The following is a 16,010-nucleotide window of genomic DNA, read 5'->3' as shown; positions in this document are numbered from 1 at the left end:
CGCGCGTGCCGTCGTTTGCGGATTAATGTATACAGAACTTGCATGGATCCCGCTCGGAAGCCATCGATGAAGAGCAACCAATTGACAGAAGAGCCCTGCTTCGACGTAGCGCATCTCGGCCATCTCGAACTGCTGACGAACAGGCCCGAGGAAAGCCTCGACTTCTTCGTCAATGTCTACGGCCTGACGGAAAGCGGCCGTGAGGGCGATTCCGTCTATCTGCGCGGCTGGGACGACTACGAATTCCACACCTTGAAGCTGACGGCTTCGAACACTACAGGGATGGCCCATGTCGGCTACCGGACCTCATCGCCGGCGGCGCTGGAGCGCCGGGTGGCCGCCATCGAGGCAATGGGCTGCGGGATCGGCTGGAACGAAGGCGACCTCGGCCATGGCCGGGCCTATCGTTTCAGAAGCCCCGACGGCCAGGTCTTCGAACTCTACTACGACACCCGCAAATACGAGCCGCCGGAGGGCGAGCGGCCGGCGCTGAAGAACGTCGCCCAACGCTTCCATGGCCGCGGCGCGGCGGTGCGCCGGCTCGACCATTTCAACCTGCTCGCGACTGACGTTTCGCAGATGCGCGACTTCATGATCGGCGCGCTCGGCAGCCGCGTGACCGAGCAGATCAGGCTCGACAATGGCCGCCTCGGCGGCTGCTGGTTCACGGTCAACAACAAAAGCTACGACATGGCCGTGACCGAGGACCATTCCGGCGCGCATGGCCGTTTCCACCACATCACCTATGCTGTCGACCAGCGCGACGACGTGCTGCGCGCCGCCGACATCTTCCTCGAGAATGGCGTCTTCATAGAGACCGGCCCGCACAAGCACGCAATCCAGGGCACCTTCTTCCTCTATGTCTACGAGCCGGCCGGCAACCGGGTCGAGGTGGCGAATGCCGGCGCCCGGCTTATCCTGCAGCCGGACTGGCAGCCGATCACCTGGACCGAGGCCGAGCGGAAGAAGGGTCAAGCGTGGGGGCTGAAGACGATCCCGAGTTTTCATTCCCACGGCACGCCGCCGGTGGAGACCTCAAAATAGGAGGCTCACGGCGGGGCCAGCCGATCATCTGCCCAGGAAGTAGTTGGGCAGAAAGGTGGTCAGGGGCGGCCAGAGCGACGCCGCGGCAAGGACAGCCAGGAGCGGAATCATCCAGGGCACGATGGCGCGCGACATCGCCTCGAAGCTGATGCCGGCGATCTTCGATGTGATGAAGAGCACCACGCCCACCGGCGGCGTTATCGTTCCGATCATCAGGTTGAGCACGAAGATCAGGCCGAACTGGATCGGGTCGATGCCCAGTTGCGCCGCGACCGGCGTCAGGATCGGAATGAGGATAAGCATCGCGGCCAGCGCTTCCATGAAGCAGCCGATGAAAATAAGAACGAGATTGACGACCAGCAGGAACAGCAGCGGATGGCCGATGGAATCGACGATCAGCGGCGTCACCAGTTGCGGGATGCGGGCGATGGAAAGGCACCAGGCAAGTGCTGCCGCGGTCATCACCAGGGCCAGCACCAGTCCGGTCGTCTCCACCGTATCGACGACCAGTTTCGGCAATTCCCGTATATCGAATTCGCGGTAGATGAAGAGCCCTAGAAACAGCGCATAGACGGTGGCGATCGCGGCCGCTTCCGTCGGTGTCATGATGCCCGCCATCATACCGCCAAACAGGATGACGGGCGTCATCAGCGCCCAATGCGCCCGGCGATAGGCGCGCCACAGATCGCCGAAACCGGGAAACGGATGCCGCGCCATGCCGCGCCGGGTGGCGACGGCGGTCACCATCGCCGAAAGCGCGCCTGCCATCAGCAGGCCAGGAACCACGCCCGCCAGAAACAGGCCGCCGATCGAGACGTCGGCGCTGACGCCGTAGATGACCATGGGCAGGGATGGCGGAATGATCGGGCCGATTGTCGCCGACGCCGCAGTGATCGCTGCGGCGGTCTCCGGGTCGTAGCCTTCCTTCTTCATGGCGCGGATTTCGAGCGACCCGACGCCGCCGGCATCGGCCACGGCCGAGCCGGACATGCCAGCGAAGATGACGCTGGCCAGGATGTTGGCGTGGCAAAGACCGCCCCGGACCCAGCCGACACAGGCGGTGGCGAAGGTGAAAATGCGGTCGGTAATGCCGGCCGAGTTCATGATGTTGCCCATCAGAATGAACAGCGGCGCGGCCAGCAGCGGGAAAGAGTTGACGGATTGCGCGATCTTCTGCGGCACGATATCGATGGGCATGCCGTTCAGGGCGACGAAGGCGAAAGCAGCGAGCCCCATGGAGGCGAACATCGGCACGCCGAACATCAGCGCGGCGAACCACACCACCAGTATCTGCAGCATCGAGGCGGTCAAAGCAGCAATTCCTGGCTGGCATCAGCCTTGACCTCGCCGAGCAGCGCCTCGATGGCTTGCAGCACTGCCTGGAAAATAACCGCCATCCCCGCAATCGGCATCGGTATGTAGACCAGCGCGACCGAAAGCGGCAGGCTCACCCATTCAACGTCGGTATTGCGCCCGATCAGGCCGAAGCTCTTGATCAGCAGAATGACGCCGAGCGCTGCGACCAGCAGCTGAATCACCACCTCCACCAGCCGCCGCGGCAGGCCTTTCAGGCGGTCAACAATCAGGCCGATCCGAATGTGCGAGCGCCGGCGCGACGCGATGATCCAGCCCGCAAAAGCAGTCCAGACGAGCAGGTACTGCCCCAGTTCATCCGACCAGGCGAGCGGCTCCCCGGCGAGGCGGAAGGCCACGCCGAGAGAGACGGTCGCCAGCATGGTCAGCAGCAGCACGACGGCTGCGGCCTCGACAAGTCGGTCCGATATCCTGCCGGCGATCTCAAGCATCAAATCTCTCGTCGATCATGGGGCCGCGCTATCTCGCGGCGCCCATGCGAGGCGTCAGAGCGCGGCCAGGGCATCCCATGTGCCCTTGCCCCATTTCTCTTCGAACAGGGGCGGCACCTTTTCGAGCACAGGCTTGCGGAAGCTTTCCACGTCGGGCTCGATCACCGTCATCCCGGCTCCCTTCAACGTGCCAAGGAGTTCCGCCTCCTGCCTCGCCAGTTCCGCGTCCTGCCAGGTGATGGCCTCGGCGATGGCCTCGTCGAGGATGGCGCGGTCGGCCGGATCGATCGCCTGGAGCGCCGCCTCGTTGGCGATGATCAGGCGCGGCGTGATGATGTGGCCGGTCAGGACCAGATATTTCTGCACTTCCTGTAGCTTCGCACTGGCGATCGTCGGCAGCGGATTCTCCTGGCCGTCGACGGCTCCCTGGCTCAATGCGAGATAGAGTTCGTTGAAATTGATGGGCGTCGCTTTCGCGCCCCAAGCCTCGGCCATGGCCCGGAAGGTGTCGACCGGCGGAACGCGCAGCTTGAAGCCCGCCATGTCCGCGACGGTCTTCACTTCCTTCGCGCCGGTGGTGAGGTGACGTATGCCGTAATAGGTCACGCCCAGCATGCGCAGTCCTCGTTTGGCGACGAGGTCGTCGTTCATCGCGGCGAACTGCGGCGAGGCCCCGACCTTCGACATGTGGGCGGCATCCCTCCAGAGATACGGCGCCTCGATGACAGAGAGCTGCGGCAGCAGCGCACCGAGCGCGGCGGCCCCGTCGGTGGTGAAGGTCAGCGCTCCGGAAACGACGGAATCCATCATGTCCTTGCCCGAGCCGAGCTGGCCATTGGGGAAGCTCTGGATATCGATGCGACCGCCCGACTTTTCCCGAGCCGTGTTGGCGATACGGTCGACCATCTGCACCTGCGGATGGGTCGTGGCCAGCATCTCGCCCCAGCGGATCGTGGTTGCCTGCGCGCGCAGCACGGTCGGCATGAATACGCCGGCGGCCGCGATAGCGCTGCCGGCAACGAAGTGGCGTCTGGTCAAGCTGCTCATGGACTTCTCCTCCCTGGTGATCTCATGCGGCGACGGCGGTATTCCTCAAATGTTGACCGCCCTGCGCCGGGCAATTCCTATGTGGTCGGCAATGGCGCGCGCCGCTTCATCCTCGTCGCGGCGCTCGATGGCTTCGATAATCCTCATATGCTCGCCCATCACCGAAGGGATCATCGGTACATAGAGCCGCGTCTCGGCGAGGCGGATCAGCTTGATCTTGATCCAGTTCACCCGGTACGCGTTGCTGATGATCTCGTTGCCGAGATGATCGATGATCGCCTCGTGTAGCATCAAATCGGTGGCCTCCGCCTCCTCCATCAGGTCCTTATCGTCTCCGGAAACATGACGGGCGATGACGCGCTCGTGCCTCTGCCGCAGCTCGGCAATCAGTTCGGTCGGGGCCGTGCGCGCAAAGATGCGGGCGGCGGGCTCCTCGAGGAAAAGCCGGAACTGGAAAGCATTGCGCACCAGATTGATGTCGACCTGCGGAACCTGCATGCCGCGATGCGGCGCGGTGCGGATCAGGCCCTCCGCCTCCAGCCGCGGCACGAGTTCGCGGATGGCGCCGAGCGGCAGCCCGGTAATCGCCACCAGCTGGCGCTGCGTGATGAACTGGCCGGGCTTGATCTCGCGCGCGAACAGGCTGCGCGTGTAGCCTTCATAGGCCTGCTCGCGCAGTTTGAGGGGTTCCGTGTTCGCGTCTTCGCTCATGCGGATTTCCGGATGGCTCCCCCTGCAAGAATGGCGTCGAAGGCGGAGGCAAGCTCGACCCGTCGAGAATATGGCAGATCGGTCAAAGGCGGGCGCATCGCCACGAAGCCCTCGTCGCCGTGAATGTGCGCGACCAGCGCCTTGACGGCGGGAAGCACCGGGTAGGAGACGATCAGGTTCACTAGCGGCTCCAGGCGCGGATCGTCCTTGCCATCATGGATCAGCGCGCGCAGCATCTCCGGCTGGAGGTTCGCCAGGCCGCAAATCGAGCCCTCGGCGCCTTTGGCCATGGCGCGCGCAAGCTGCCGCTCGTCGCCGACCAGGATAGAGAGTTCGCCATGGGCGGCCAGGAACGCTTGCGTCGTCGCCCAGTCCCCCGAAGAATCCTTGACTCCGCTGACGACGCCGGGAAACGCCCGCTTCAGCCGATCGACAAGATCGACCGACAACGGCACGGCTGTCTGGCCCGGAATGTGATAGAGGATGAGGCCCCGCGCCGACGCCCCGATCCCCTCGATGGCTCTGCAGAACCAGGCGTAGAGACCGTCCTCGTCGGGGTCCTTGAAATAGTAGGGCGGCGCCAGAAGCAGGCCGCGGGCGCCGTGATCGAGCGCAAGGCGCGACTGTTCGACCGCCTCATCGAGGGCCGTGGCGGAAACGCCGGCATAGATGCGAGAGGCATCCACGCCGGCCGACACGGCATCGAGCATGGACGCGCGGTCGCGCATTCCGATCGAGAAGCCTTCGCCGGTGGTCCCGAACAGGGTGATGGTGTCGCATCCGCATGAGAGCACATGCCGGGCGTGAATGGTCAAGCGTCTGAGGTCGACCGCGCCATCGGCTCCGAAAGGCGTCACCATTGCAGCCGAGAGGCCGAAAATCGTTTTCTTTGTCATGAGTATCCACGCAGCCGTATGTTGCTAACATGTTGCTGAGTTTTTGCCATGCGTCAAGGCTTGAGTTGGCGTTTGACTTGTGTAACTTTGATGCGATGCACGCCGGCAAAGGGACCGGACGGGATTACCAGGGAGGAAAAGATGAACAGCAGTAATGTCACCCGGCGTGGCGTATTGGGCGCGGCCGCACTCGGATTGGCCGGCGCCACACTTGGCCTGGGCTTCGGCAGCGCATTCGCGCAGGACAAGATCAAGCTCCGGCTCTCGTCGCCGGCGACACCGACCGATCAGCGCGCCGTTTCGCTGACCGAGGTTTTCGGGCCGGCGGTCGCCGGCTTTGCCGATTTCGAGCCGCACTGGAACGCTTCGCTGTTCAAGCAGGGGACCGAACTCGAAGCGATCGCCCGCGGCAATCTCGAAATGTCGATCGCCTCCGCGCAGGAACTCGCCACGATCTTCCCGGAATGGTCGATTTTCGCCGCCGGCTACCTGCATCGCGACGCCGAGCATCAGAAGAAGGTGTTCGCCGCTGATTTCATGGACGACATGAAGAAGAAGGTCGAGGACGAGCTTGGCGTCAAGCTCCTGACGGTGATGTATCTCGGTCGCCGCCAGCTCAACCTGCGCGTCGACAAGGAGATCAAGACGCCGGCGGATATGGCCGGCATCAAGCTGCGTATGCCGGGGACCGATGCCTGGCAGTTCCTCGGCTCGGCGCTGGGCGCCAATCCGGTGCCGATCGCCTTTACCGAGATCTACACGGCGTTGCAGACAGGCGCGGTCGATGGCCAGGACAACCCCCTGCCCTCGACGAAGGATTCCAAATTCTACGAGGTCACCAAGCAGATCGTGCTGACCAGTCATCTTGTCGATCTGAACTACCTGGCGTTTTCCAAGAAGGTCTGGGACGAACTGACCCCGGAGCAGCAGGCGACCGTGCAGAAGGCAGCAGACGATGCGGCCGAACTTGGCCGTCAGCGGCAGCTCAAGCTCGAAGGCGAGCTCGAACAGTTCTTCAAGGATCAGGGCCTGAAGGTCTATACGCCGGACGTCGACGCGTTCCGCACGCAGGTGCAGAAGGCCTATCTGGAGTCCGACATCTCCAAATCCTGGCCGGAAGGCATGGTCGACAAGATCAACGCGCTCTGACCGGAGGTATCCTCGATGCGGGCAGCCATCGGCTGGCTGCGGTCGCGGGCTGACAATGTGGCGGCGGGCCTGCTCGCCGCCATGTTCTGCGCCTTCATACTGCAGATCGTAACACGATACGTGTTCAACAATCCGTTGAGCTGGACGCAGGAAGTCTGCGTCACCACTTGGCTTTGGCTCGTGTTCTGGGGCAGCGCCTTCACGCTGGGCGAGCGCGACCAGGTCCGCTTCGACTTGATCTATCACTGGGTCGGCTACCGGACCCGGCGCTGGTTCGCGATCACATCCGCCGCAGCGCTCTTTGCTGGGTTTCTGGCGTCCTTCCCGGCTAGCATGGACTACATCACCTTTTATCGCATAAAGCGCAGTCCCACCCTCGGCATCCGCCTCGACATTGTCTTCAGCGTCTATGCGCTTTTCGCCATAGCGGTGATCGTGCGCAGCGGCTGGGAAGTTTGGCGGCTCCTGCGTGGCGGAAAACTGCCCGAGGAACAGCCGGAGGTTCCCACCATATGAGTCTCCCGTTCCTCCTTTGCCTCGTGACTTTGTTCGCGCTGGCCGGCATCGGCGCGCCGATCGCCCATTCGATGATCGTCGCCGCTGTCGTCTACCTTGCCATCGCCGGACAGGATCTCGGGCTCGCTGCCGAGCAGATCATCCAGGGCATCTACGACAGCTTCATCATCCTGGCGGTGCCGCTTTTCATCGTCGCGGCCAACATCATGAATGAGGGCGCGATCAGCGACCGCCTGCTCGCCTTCTGCAAGGCCGTGGTCGGCCGCTTCCGCGGCGGGCTGGCGCAGGTCGACATCATGGTCAGCCTGATCTTCTCCGGCATGTCGGGCTCGGCGGTCGCCGACGCCGCCGGTATCGGCAAAATCACCATCAACATGATGGTCAAGAGCGGGCATTATTCGCCCGGCCTTGCCGCTGCAGTGGTCGCCGCCTCGGCAACCATCGGGCCGATCATTCCGCCATCGATCCCGATGGTTATGTATGCGCTCGTCTCCGATGCCTCGATCGGATACCTCTTTCTTGGTGGCGTCGTTCCGGGCCTCATCATGACCGTCGTGATGATGGCGATAACAACATGGATCGCCCACAAGCGCGATATTCCTCCGGAGACGAAAGTGCCGGTGCGGAAATTGCCCGGGATCACCTTCCGGGCGATGCCGGCCCTATTGATGCCGATCATCCTCCTGGCGGGAATCTATGGCGGCGCCACGACGCCTACGGAAGCCGCCGCCGTCGCCGCGGCCTATGCGCTGCTGATTGCAGCCTTCCTCTACCGCTCAGTGACGTGGTCGTCGCTCTACAACGTGTTTTCAGAAAGCGCGCGGTCCTCGGCCTCAGTCGGCCTCGTCATCGGCAGCGCACTTATCTTCAACTACATCGTCGCGGCCGAGAACGTTCCGACCTCGATCGCGTCCACGCTGGACTATTTGGACCTGCAGCCGCTGGCTTTCATGCTGTTCGCCAATTTGCTGTTCCTGCTGCTCGGCTGCATCCTCGACGCCACGACCATCATCCTGGTGATCGTCCCGCTGTTTATCCCGGCCTGCAGGGTGCTGGGGATCGATCTGGTCTATTTCGGCGTGGTGATGGTGGTGAACGTCATGATCGGACTGATCACGCCGCCCTACGGCATGCTGCTTTTCGTCATCAATGGAGCCACGGGCATACCGATCCGAGAGATCGTGCGCGAGATCATCCCCTATATGCTCTCGCTGTTCCTGGCGCTGCTTGTCCTGATCCTGGCGCCCGACCTTACGCTCTGGCTTCCGCGGCAATTCGGATATCAGGGATGAGTAGCGACGTGATCTGGACCCTTGCCAAGGGACGGTGACAACAATCCGTCACGCAAATACGCGGCCGTCGAACAATTTGCGCGCCGTGCGCACGAACGACGCCTGACCCAGGCTGTAGGGTTGCGTATCGTCAAGCCGAAGCAATATATCCATCTGGCCGGTCGGATGCTCGACCGTGACAGTCTTCTCCTCGCCGTCCGGAAGCGTTGCCAGGGCAGCAGCCGGACTTTCGGGGAACAGACACGCCGTGGCGACACTCAGAGCGCCGAACACACCGATCGACGCATGCACGCGATGGGGGATGAAACTCCGCGTCATGATCGCTCCGCCGTGCTGCGGTAGCGCGACCAGCGTCATCTTGGGCACGGATTTCTGCGACACGTCGCCAAGATTCATCAGCGGCCCGGCTGCCAGCCGGATCTTCTCGATCCGCGCCTTGACCTCGTCCACGGCTTCCAGTTCGGCCCTGCTTTCATATCCCGTCAGCCCGAAATCGGAAGCCCGCATCACGACGACCGGCATACCGTTGTCGATCAGGGTGCAAGCCACGCCATCAATTTCCGTGAGCGCCGTGCCCGTCGGCAGAAGCGCGCCGCAACTGGAACCGGCCGCGTCCGCAAAGCTAAGAAACACAGGAGCAGCCGGATTGGGGACGCCGTCGATGCGGGCATCGCCATCATAGACGGGTCGTCCATTCTCCGTACGGATTGTCGCGACAGCCGTTTGCGCCGTGTTCTCCATATAGATGCGCACCTGCGTTTCGCTTTCGGCGGGCTTGACAAGCCCGCGCTCGATGGCGAAGGCGCCGATGCCGGCAAGGATGTTGCCGCAATTCTGGCTGTCCGACACCAGCGCCTGATCTACGAACACCTGCAGGAAAAGGTAGTCCACGTCGATGCCGGGCCGCTCGGACTTGCGGACGACCGCCACCTTGCTGGTCAGCGGGTCGGCGCCGCCGATGCCATCGATCTGACGCGGATCGGGCGAGCCCATGATGCGCAGCAGGAGCGCGTCTCGCGCGGCCTTGTTGGCCGGCAGGTCGTCGGCGAGGAAGTAGGCGCCCTTCGATGTGCCGCCCCTCATCATCATGCAGACAATGCCGTCAGGGTTCATGTCGCAACACCTATTTGCCCAAGGAGCGGGAAAGCACCGGCACGAAACCGCGATAACCGTCCTCGACGCTCAGGCCCTTGTCCTTCATTGCGGCATGAGCCGCTCCGATCGTCCGGCACGCCGCCCGTGACATATGCGGCTCCAGCCCAAGCGACTCGATCGTCTCGGCGGCCTCCGTCATTTCGGTGACGCGCCGCGCGCCGTGCTCGAAGGTGCGGGAGAGATAATAGTCGGCGACCTCGCGCCAGTTCAGGCCAGGGAAGGTCTCCTGAACGGAATCCAGGATGCGCTCGGTCACGCCGGCGCGTTCGGCCGAGGTCAGCGCCTCGATCAAGAGGGCTTCGATCCCCTTGATCATCACGGAGCGAATCATCTTCAGCGCCGACGCCTGCCCCGGCTTGTCCCCTACTGCCTCAAAATTCATTCCAAGACCGTTGAGGCGCTCGGCGATCTCAGCTGCGCGCTCTCCGGCCACCAGGATCGGCACCTTCTCGGCATAGGGAAGCACGCGCGCCATCACCGCGCCTTCGACGAAGCTTCCCCTGCCTAGCGCGATTTCCTTCGCCGCTAACGCCTTGGTTTCGGGGCCTACCGAGTTCAGGTCGATATAGACCGCCCCGTCTGACAGATGCGGCGCGGCCGAAGCGGCGGCATTGCGCGTCGCAGCGCCCACGACCAGCGACATCACCACGTCGGCCGAACCGATTCCCGAAATGTCCTCCAGGGGCGTTACGCCGCGTTCGGTCGCGGCGCGCGAGAGCGTGTCGGCTGCAGCCGGATCGCAGAAGCGCAGATCGAAAGCCGTCAATTGCAATCCGGCCCGGCCGTTCAGGCCTCCGGCGATCGACTGCGCCGCTTCGCCGAATCCGATGAAAGCAATGGTGGTCATTTGTCCTCCGGGCGCTGATGGGCTCCTCAACCCGGCCCATGCATCAGTCGATGTATTTCAGACCCTTCGCCGCGAGCGCATCACGCATTCCGTAGATGTCGAGCCCCAGCTCTCCGGCAGCGAGACGTGCACGCGTGCGCGCCTCCTTCTCCAGTCGATCCCGGGAAGCGGACAGCGCCTGATTAGCATGTTCGCGCGGCACCACCATCACGCCGTCCTCGTCGGCGATGATCACATCGCCCGGGTTCACTTGCGCTCCCGCACAGACGATCGGCACGTTCACCGAGCCCAGCGTCGCCTTCACCGTTCCCTGCGCCGATATCGAGCGGGACCAGACCGGAAAGCCCATCTCCTCGAGTTCAATCACGTCGCGCACGCCCGCTTCGATGATCAGACCACGAACGCCGCGCGCCTTTAGAGATGTCGCCAAAAGTTCGCCGAAATAGCCGGCGTCGCTCGGCGAGGTCGGCGCGACGACCAGAATGTCACCGTCCCGGCACTGTTCCACCGCGACATGGATCATCCAATTGTCGGCCGGCGGTGTCGAAACCGTGACAGCGCTGCCTGCAATGCGCGCGCCGCGCCAGATCGGACGCATATGCGACTGCATCAGGCCAACGCGGCCCATGGCTTCATGTACGGTTGCGACGCCGCACTCGGCCAGTGCATCGACGATTGCGGGCTCGGCTCGGGCAATGTTTCGGCGAACGACGTTCATGCCAGCGCTCCATGGCCAAGCGTGCCGGTGACGTGCGGGAAAACCGCCTCGTATCCCTCGCCATAAGTGATCTTGTAGTCGGAGTTGCGGGAGGCCTGCGCGCCGCGCTGCAGCGCGGCGCGGGTATAATATTCCCAAAGGTGCTCCTGCCCCTCCATGCACTTGATGGCGGCCAGCTTCTTCTCCCAGACCGCGGTGATGTCGAGCAGGAAGTTTGGCTTCCAGTTACACTGTTCAGGCTGGTGCGGCTCGAAAAGATAGACCGGAGGCGCGCCAAGAACCGCTTGTCCCGGCTTGTGCCCGTGCGCCTGGGCGATGACCCGCGCATGCTGCGCGAACTCGGTCGCCATCGGGTGATCGAAATTATAAGGGTCTTGCCGCGAATGCGTCAGCATGAACTCCGGCCGGATTTCGCGGTAGAGATCGACCAGTTTGTCGAACGCATCCGGAGTGATGTGCATCGGATAATCGCCGAGGTCGTAGAACCGGATATCGTGCACGCCAAGTGCTTTGGCGGCGTTCTCGGCCTCGCGGCGGCGATCCGCCTTGACCGCCTCGAGCGTCATTCCGGCCTTGCGCCACAACTTGGCGGACTCGCCGCGCTCGCCGAATGACAGGCATACGACCGTGACCGCATAGCCTTGCTCGGCATGGGCGGCGATCGCTCCGCCGGCCCGCCATACGAAATCCGCTGAATGCGCGCTGACGACCAGTGCGGTCTTCTGGGGCATTTCCGCTCCTCCTCAAACTTTCGGACTTCATCATGGCCGAGCCTGCTCTGTTTCGCCAGCATTCCACGCCTGATCGGCCCAGGCTGCCTGAAACGTCCCTGATCCTATAATCACGCAAGAGCTGGAGCGCGAACGTCCCCTAACGGAACAAAGGTTGTCTATGGGAGTTTGAGTGGCTTCGCTCCGCTAGGAGGTGATCTGCAAGGTGGACTAATCCTCCTTCCCACATCCTTTAGGCTCGTATCATTTAGTGAACTTCTCGCCTCGGAACCTTCGACCGGATTACGAGTTCGTGCTGACTTGGCAGCCCAATCCGAACAGTCGCAACCATGGTGGGAGGATGATAGCGCTATGGCCAAAACGGAAAATGGAACTTCCCAGATTCTAGAAGTGCGCGTCGCAGACCTAGCATCGAAAATGCGAAGCGCCCAGGTTACCGAGGACGAGATGAAAGCTTTCCAAAAGGTCGCTGCTTTGATGGGAGGCGGAGCGGGTTCCCTGCGGCTCAATGCCGATGACCTGATTGCTGCTTCTTTCGTCGCAGAGGCGCTCAGCAATTCGACGCCGAGCCGACAGCGCTAGCGGCGCCGAGCGAACAAATGCTTCGCCACTACGGCGGCGAGGTTAGCCTCGAGGCCCTGGCGAGGAACGGAATGAAGCTTTTGGAGAGCCTGTCGAAGGACGTGAGACTGGTCGCGCCGGAACAGGAACAGAATGCGAATTGGAAACAGTCGGTCCGAATTGGAAACCGCCGGACCCGGGATATGCTCTCATCAGAGCGAAAAGATAAGTAAATACCAGCGGTCAATGGTGGGTGCGACAGGGATCGAACCTGTGACCCGCTGATTAAGAGTCAGCTGCTCTACCAACTGAGCTACGCACCCACACCATCGGACGACCGATGCAGGCGCGATATAGCCATAGCTCCGGGGACTGTCCAGCCCCCGGCACGTTCATTTGCGGCAAATCGTCTGCATGTGCCATTCGGTCACGCGTAGAGCACGCCCTCGGCCACCTTCACCGCATTGCCGCCGATGCGGGCCGCAGCCATGGCTCCACTCTCGACGTCAATCTCCAGCCTTATGCGCGAGGGACGTCCCATCTCGACGCCCTGCTCGATCCAGAACCGCGACGGCCCATCAGTCGGCGCATCGAACTGCATGATCACGCCGGCGAAAGCCGCCGCCGCCGAGCCTGTCGCCGGGTCCTCGTAGGAGGGATTGCCCGGCACGAACATGCGCGCGTGGAAGGAGTTGTCCCTGCTGGCCGTCTCGCGGCAATAGACATAGGCGCTGGCCCTCTTGCCGTCGCCACGTTCGGGCGAAAGTTCCCGCCACGCCTGGTTGTCGAGCCGCGCCCGCCGCGCCGCGTCGAGGCCGGAAACCGGAATGGTGATATAGGGTACCCCGGCCGACCACAGGCCGACGCGGTGGTTCTCGAAGCCGATCTCGTGCGGCGCAAGGCCAACCGCAGCGCCGATAGCTGCTGCATCCGCCGAGAGCGCCAGCTTTTCAGGCAATTGCGGCAGGTCGAATTCGGCGAACGTTGCCGCCTTCCCTCCGGTGACGGCGCAGCGCACCGGGCCGATATTCTCCTCCAGCACGAAAATCGCGGCGCCCTCGCCCGCTTCGGCCTCGTGCAGCGCTATCGCCGTGCCGACCGTCGGATGGCCGGCAAACGGCATCTCGTAGACCGGCGTGAAGATGCGTACCCGAGCGCGGTGCGAGCCGTCCTGCGGCGGCGTCACGAAACTCGTCTCGGAAAGGTTGAATTCGCCGGCTATGCGCTGCATGGCGGCAGTGTCGAGCCCCTCGGCATCGAGCACTATGGCGAGCGGATTGCCGGCCAGCCGCTCCCCGGTGAACACGTCGTAAACTGCGTATTGGCGTCCCTGCATCGCAATCGTGCCTCACAAGATGAGCAAATCTGGTGGAATCCCCTTATCGGCATGGCCTGCGGACAAGAAGGATTTCGTAACGCATGAGGGTCTGGCACGGCCCCGCTTGTCAACCGGCCGGAAGCGGAAACTCCGCATTTCTCAAGCCGAAGTTCGGCGCTCGGTTCGACCGGCATGCTACAGGCCGAGTAGCGTTCAGCCTTGCCCCGCAAAATGCCATTCGATGAGCGGCTTCATGTGCGGCATCAGCCCCTCGGGCAGGTCGTCGGCGCCGCGTATGATCACCGGTCCGCTGATCTCCGCATCCGGCTCGCCGGCTACGAACGTCTCGATGCGCCGGGAAACTTCATCGGCATTCTCGTCCAAAAAATAGCGGCGAAAAAGCACGGTGCCGCGCTCGGTCGACAGTGCATAATAACGTTCGCCACGCGGGATGGACGAAATGTCCAAGCCGGTTTCCTCAGCCACCTCGCGAATCATGTTGAAATCGACATCGGCCGCGCCGTCGGCGAAATCCACCGGCTCGAACGATCCGGCAGCGAAATAGACGCGGCCGGCATTGACGGTGTTAGCGGCCATGCGGATGGCGACCAGCGCATTGTCGCGCGAGACCAGCATCGCATGCGCAAAGACATGTCCCGCCGCGGTGTTGGCGCGTTCGCGCCGCCAATGCATGAAGGTCGCGTAGCGAACGGCGTGGCAGCGGCCCTCGAAGCGTCCTCCTTCATAGGCGAGGCGCGACAGAAGCACGACGGTGCCGTCAAACAAAGACGGATTGGCCCGCGTCTCCGCGCGCCAGTTCTCCTCGATAGCCGCCGCGTTGACCGTCTCGAAGGGATGCGGCTCGGGATCGAGCCTGACGTCGACCACGTCGACCGGAACGATGAGGTTGCTCGGAATATCGAAGGTCACAAGCCCGCTCCGCTCAGGCGATGTTCAGGGTCACGACGACCGGGCAATGGTCGGATGCCTTGGGCCGGTCCCAGCCGGTGCGCGGATAGCGGCCGGTCTCCTGGCCGGGCGGGAAGATGGTCCGGTAAGGTTGGCCGCCCCGGATGATTTCGGGGATTGCGCGCGCATTGCGCCGCGCCAGCGCCGGCGACAGCAGGATGTAGTCGAGCTGGCAGAGATGCCGCTCCTCCGGCCCGCGCGTGTGATAGAGCGTCCAGCGGTCGAGTTCAGGCCGCCTTTCGACGACATTCTCGGAGAAGCCGTCGGCCACGAGCTCGTCCACGCTCGTTTCCACGGTCTCGTCGACGACTTCGAACTCGTATCCGCCATGGTCGCTCCCGCCGATCACCACGCGCTGGCGGTAATCGTTCATGTCGCCGCAGATGGCCCAGTGGCGATTGCCGGCATGGTCCTTGCCGAAGCGTTTTTCGATGATCCGCCGTACTGCCGTAGCCTCAGCCACACGGATCGGCATCGAGGAATCGCGACCGGGAACGCCGTTGCGCGCCGATCCCATCGACTTGAAATGTACGGAATAGATCGTCAGCGGCCTTCCGCCGACCTTGACGTCGATCTCCAGGCAGTCGCGCCGGAATATTCTTTCATGCGCTTCGTTGCCGAGTTCCGAAAGCAGCGGATTGTGCAGGCCGAGTTCCGCGTAGGTGATGTGGGCGTGGCTGGTCATGCGCACGAACTCGATCGGTTGGCCGTCTTCGGTTTCTTCGCGCATCATCACCGCCACGTCGATGCCGCGCGAATCATTGCCGGTGCTGGTGTATTTGTGGCGATAGCCGCGCCCGACCATCTTGAACAGATAGCCATATTCGAAGGCTTTTAGCGCCTCGATATTGTCGACTTCCTGCAGGCACAGAATGTCGGCGCGGGTTTCGGCTATGGCCAGCGCCGTCAGTTGGCGATTGTCGTCGGCATGCGCGATGGCGCGGCCCTGTTCGAGCAGCCGGTATTCGGCCTCGTCCTTGATATGGAACAGCGCCAGCGTCCGGTCCTGATGCAACTGGTTGCGGAAGCCCGAAAAATCGAACCTGTTCATCAGGTTCTCGACGTTGAAGGTGGCAAGGCGCAGCGACATGGCGCGAGCATTGCCCGCTCGGCAGGACAATGACAAGGGCAGACAGCGTGAGTGCTGCCGGAACCATTCCGTTCATCCCCCGTTCATCCGTCAGACGGCAATGTGTCCCTACTCCATCGAACAATGGGGGCGTGGGGCCGACCGTTTCGTTTCTGGAGACA

Annotated in this window: 17 protein-coding genes and 1 tRNA gene; 5 read left to right on the top strand and 13 right to left on the bottom strand. The window is 62.9% G+C overall.

Translation table 11 applies throughout. The annotated features are described in order from the left end of the window. Positions 1-66 precede the first annotated feature (66 nt). On the top strand, positions 67-1,044 hold the full coding sequence (locus tag G6N73_RS02605; protein WP_165022967.1) for a catechol 2,3-dioxygenase: 978 nt from the start codon (positions 67-69) through the stop codon (positions 1,042-1,044). A gap of 24 nt (positions 1,045-1,068) precedes the next feature. Here the strand turns inward: G6N73_RS02605 and G6N73_RS02600 are convergent, their stop codons facing one another. Genes G6N73_RS02600 through G6N73_RS02580 form a run of 5 tightly spaced genes read right to left on the bottom strand, consistent with a single transcriptional unit; the run spans position 1,069 to position 5,503 of the window. Next, the gene (locus tag G6N73_RS02600; protein ID WP_165022964.1) at positions 1,069-2,355 is read right to left on the bottom strand and encodes a TRAP transporter large permease; all 1,287 of its coding nucleotides are present in this window, start codon (positions 2,353-2,355) and stop codon (positions 1,069-1,071) included. Next, a complete protein-coding gene (locus G6N73_RS02595; protein ID WP_165022961.1) occupies positions 2,352-2,849 on the bottom strand; it encodes a TRAP transporter small permease in 498 nt (165 codons plus the stop codon). Before G6N73_RS02595 ends, G6N73_RS02600 begins: the two co-directional genes overlap by 4 nt. 54 nt (positions 2,850-2,903) lie before the next feature. Then, positions 2,904-3,896, bottom strand: coding sequence for a sialic acid TRAP transporter substrate-binding protein SiaP (locus G6N73_RS02590; RefSeq protein WP_165022958.1), 993 nt, complete (start codon positions 3,894-3,896; stop codon positions 2,904-2,906). A 45-nt stretch (positions 3,897-3,941) separates the two neighbouring features. Next, positions 3,942-4,607: a GntR family transcriptional regulator gene (locus G6N73_RS02585; protein ID WP_165022955.1), complete on the bottom strand. Its 666-nt coding sequence runs from the start codon at positions 4,605-4,607 to the stop codon at positions 3,942-3,944. Continuing rightward, the gene (locus G6N73_RS02580) at positions 4,604-5,503 is read right to left on the bottom strand and encodes a dihydrodipicolinate synthase family protein (RefSeq protein WP_165022952.1); all 900 of its coding nucleotides are present in this window, start codon (positions 5,501-5,503) and stop codon (positions 4,604-4,606) included. The genes G6N73_RS02585 and G6N73_RS02580 overlap by 4 nt, the downstream gene beginning before the upstream one ends. A gap of 141 nt (positions 5,504-5,644) precedes the next feature. Between G6N73_RS02580 and G6N73_RS02575 the strand changes: the two genes are divergently transcribed. From G6N73_RS02575 to G6N73_RS02565, 3 genes are read left to right on the top strand one after another with little or no spacing between them, the layout of a single operon-like run. Next, a complete protein-coding gene (locus tag G6N73_RS02575) occupies positions 5,645-6,652 on the top strand; it encodes a sialic acid TRAP transporter substrate-binding protein SiaP (protein ID WP_206078625.1) in 1,008 nt (335 codons plus the stop codon). Between the two features lie 15 nt (positions 6,653-6,667). Beyond that, positions 6,668-7,168, top strand: a complete 501-nt coding sequence (locus G6N73_RS02570) for a TRAP transporter small permease (protein ID WP_165022949.1) — start codon at positions 6,668-6,670, stop codon at positions 7,166-7,168. Then, positions 7,165-8,460 (top strand): TRAP transporter large permease, encoded by a 1,296-nt coding sequence (locus G6N73_RS02565; protein WP_165022946.1) that lies wholly within the window; start codon positions 7,165-7,167, stop codon positions 8,458-8,460. The genes G6N73_RS02570 and G6N73_RS02565 overlap by 4 nt, the downstream gene beginning before the upstream one ends. 48 nt (positions 8,461-8,508) lie before the next feature. Here G6N73_RS02565 and G6N73_RS02560 read toward each other — a convergent pair whose 3' ends face one another. From G6N73_RS02560 to G6N73_RS02545, 4 genes are read right to left on the bottom strand one after another with little or no spacing between them, the layout of a single operon-like run. Next, complete coding sequence (locus G6N73_RS02560) at positions 8,509-9,573, bottom strand: 4-oxalomesaconate tautomerase (RefSeq protein WP_165022943.1); 1,065 nt, start codon at positions 9,571-9,573, stop codon at positions 8,509-8,511. Positions 9,574-9,583: 10 nt separating this feature from the next. Continuing rightward, positions 9,584-10,462, bottom strand: a complete 879-nt coding sequence (locus tag G6N73_RS02555; RefSeq protein WP_165022940.1) for an NAD(P)-dependent oxidoreductase — start codon at positions 10,460-10,462, stop codon at positions 9,584-9,586. Positions 10,463-10,505: 43 nt separating this feature from the next. Further along, positions 10,506-11,180 carry a 4-carboxy-4-hydroxy-2-oxoadipate aldolase/oxaloacetate decarboxylase gene (locus G6N73_RS02550; RefSeq protein ID WP_165022935.1) on the bottom strand — a complete coding sequence of 225 codons (675 nt, stop codon included), beginning with the start codon at positions 11,178-11,180 and terminating at the stop codon, positions 10,506-10,508. After that, on the bottom strand, positions 11,177-11,911 hold the full coding sequence (locus G6N73_RS02545) for a PIG-L deacetylase family protein (protein WP_165022932.1): 735 nt from the start codon (positions 11,909-11,911) through the stop codon (positions 11,177-11,179). Before G6N73_RS02545 ends, G6N73_RS02550 begins: the two co-directional genes overlap by 4 nt. A gap of 351 nt (positions 11,912-12,262) precedes the next feature. Here G6N73_RS02545 and G6N73_RS02540 point away from each other — a divergent pair, with 351 nt between their 5' ends. Next, positions 12,263-12,493 carry a hypothetical protein gene (locus tag G6N73_RS02540; RefSeq protein ID WP_165022929.1) on the top strand — a complete coding sequence of 77 codons (231 nt, stop codon included), beginning with the start codon at positions 12,263-12,265 and terminating at the stop codon, positions 12,491-12,493. 226 nt (positions 12,494-12,719) lie between these two features. Here G6N73_RS02540 and G6N73_RS02535 read toward each other — a convergent pair. The 4 genes from G6N73_RS02535 to G6N73_RS02520 all read right to left on the bottom strand — a co-directional run bounded on the left by G6N73_RS02535 (position 12,720) and on the right by G6N73_RS02520 (position 15,849). After that, positions 12,720-12,795, bottom strand: a tRNA-Lys gene (locus G6N73_RS02535). Between the two features lie 104 nt (positions 12,796-12,899). Then, the gene (locus G6N73_RS02530; protein ID WP_165022927.1) at positions 12,900-13,808 is read right to left on the bottom strand and encodes a PhzF family phenazine biosynthesis protein; all 909 of its coding nucleotides are present in this window, start codon (positions 13,806-13,808) and stop codon (positions 12,900-12,902) included. Between the two features lie 195 nt (positions 13,809-14,003). Beyond that, positions 14,004-14,720 carry a hypothetical protein gene (locus G6N73_RS02525; RefSeq protein WP_165022924.1) on the bottom strand — a complete coding sequence of 239 codons (717 nt, stop codon included), beginning with the start codon at positions 14,718-14,720 and terminating at the stop codon, positions 14,004-14,006. A 13-nt stretch (positions 14,721-14,733) separates the two neighbouring features. Then, on the bottom strand, positions 14,734-15,849 hold the full coding sequence (locus G6N73_RS02520) for an endonuclease/exonuclease/phosphatase family protein (protein ID WP_165022921.1): 1,116 nt from the start codon (positions 15,847-15,849) through the stop codon (positions 14,734-14,736). Positions 15,850-16,010 lie beyond the last annotated feature (161 nt).

This window comes from Allomesorhizobium camelthorni, assembly GCF_011045125.1.
Taxonomy (GTDB): Bacteria; Pseudomonadota; Alphaproteobacteria; order Rhizobiales; family Rhizobiaceae; genus Allomesorhizobium; species Allomesorhizobium camelthorni.
This window is presented reverse-complemented; position numbering and strand designations above follow the sequence as displayed.

Bases quoted from the DNA above. Each gene is read 5' to 3' on its own strand.
- G6N73_RS02550 (WP_165022935.1), bottom strand. From the start codon at position 11,180: ATGAACGTCGTTCGCCGAAACATTGCCCGAGCCGAGCCCGCAATCGTC.
- G6N73_RS02560 (WP_165022943.1), bottom strand. From the start codon at position 9,573: ATGAACCCTGACGGCATTGTCTGCATGATGATGAGGGGCGGCACATCG.
- G6N73_RS02555 (WP_165022940.1), bottom strand. From the start codon at position 10,462: ATGACCACCATTGCTTTCATCGGATTCGGCGAAGCGGCGCAGTCGATC.
- G6N73_RS02595 (WP_165022961.1), bottom strand. From the start codon at position 2,849: ATGCTTGAGATCGCCGGCAGGATATCGGACCGACTTGTCGAGGCCGCA.
- G6N73_RS02580 (WP_165022952.1), bottom strand. From the start codon at position 5,503: ATGACAAAGAAAACGATTTTCGGCCTCTCGGCTGCAATGGTGACGCCT.
- G6N73_RS02530 (WP_165022927.1), bottom strand. From the start codon at position 13,808: ATGCAGGGACGCCAATACGCAGTTTACGACGTGTTCACCGGGGAGCGG.
- G6N73_RS02585 (WP_165022955.1), bottom strand. From the start codon at position 4,607: ATGAGCGAAGACGCGAACACGGAACCCCTCAAACTGCGCGAGCAGGCC.
- G6N73_RS02570 (WP_165022949.1), top strand. From the start codon at position 6,668: ATGCGGGCAGCCATCGGCTGGCTGCGGTCGCGGGCTGACAATGTGGCG.
- G6N73_RS02590 (WP_165022958.1), bottom strand. From the start codon at position 3,896: ATGAGCAGCTTGACCAGACGCCACTTCGTTGCCGGCAGCGCTATCGCG.
- G6N73_RS02520 (WP_165022921.1), bottom strand. From the start codon at position 15,849: ATGTCGCTGCGCCTTGCCACCTTCAACGTCGAGAACCTGATGAACAGG.
- G6N73_RS02605 (WP_165022967.1), top strand. From the start codon at position 67: ATGAAGAGCAACCAATTGACAGAAGAGCCCTGCTTCGACGTAGCGCAT.
- G6N73_RS02540 (WP_165022929.1), top strand. From the start codon at position 12,263: ATGGCCAAAACGGAAAATGGAACTTCCCAGATTCTAGAAGTGCGCGTC.
- G6N73_RS02545 (WP_165022932.1), bottom strand. From the start codon at position 11,911: ATGCCCCAGAAGACCGCACTGGTCGTCAGCGCGCATTCAGCGGATTTC.
- G6N73_RS02575 (WP_206078625.1), top strand. From the start codon at position 5,645: ATGAACAGCAGTAATGTCACCCGGCGTGGCGTATTGGGCGCGGCCGCA.
- G6N73_RS02565 (WP_165022946.1), top strand. From the start codon at position 7,165: ATGAGTCTCCCGTTCCTCCTTTGCCTCGTGACTTTGTTCGCGCTGGCC.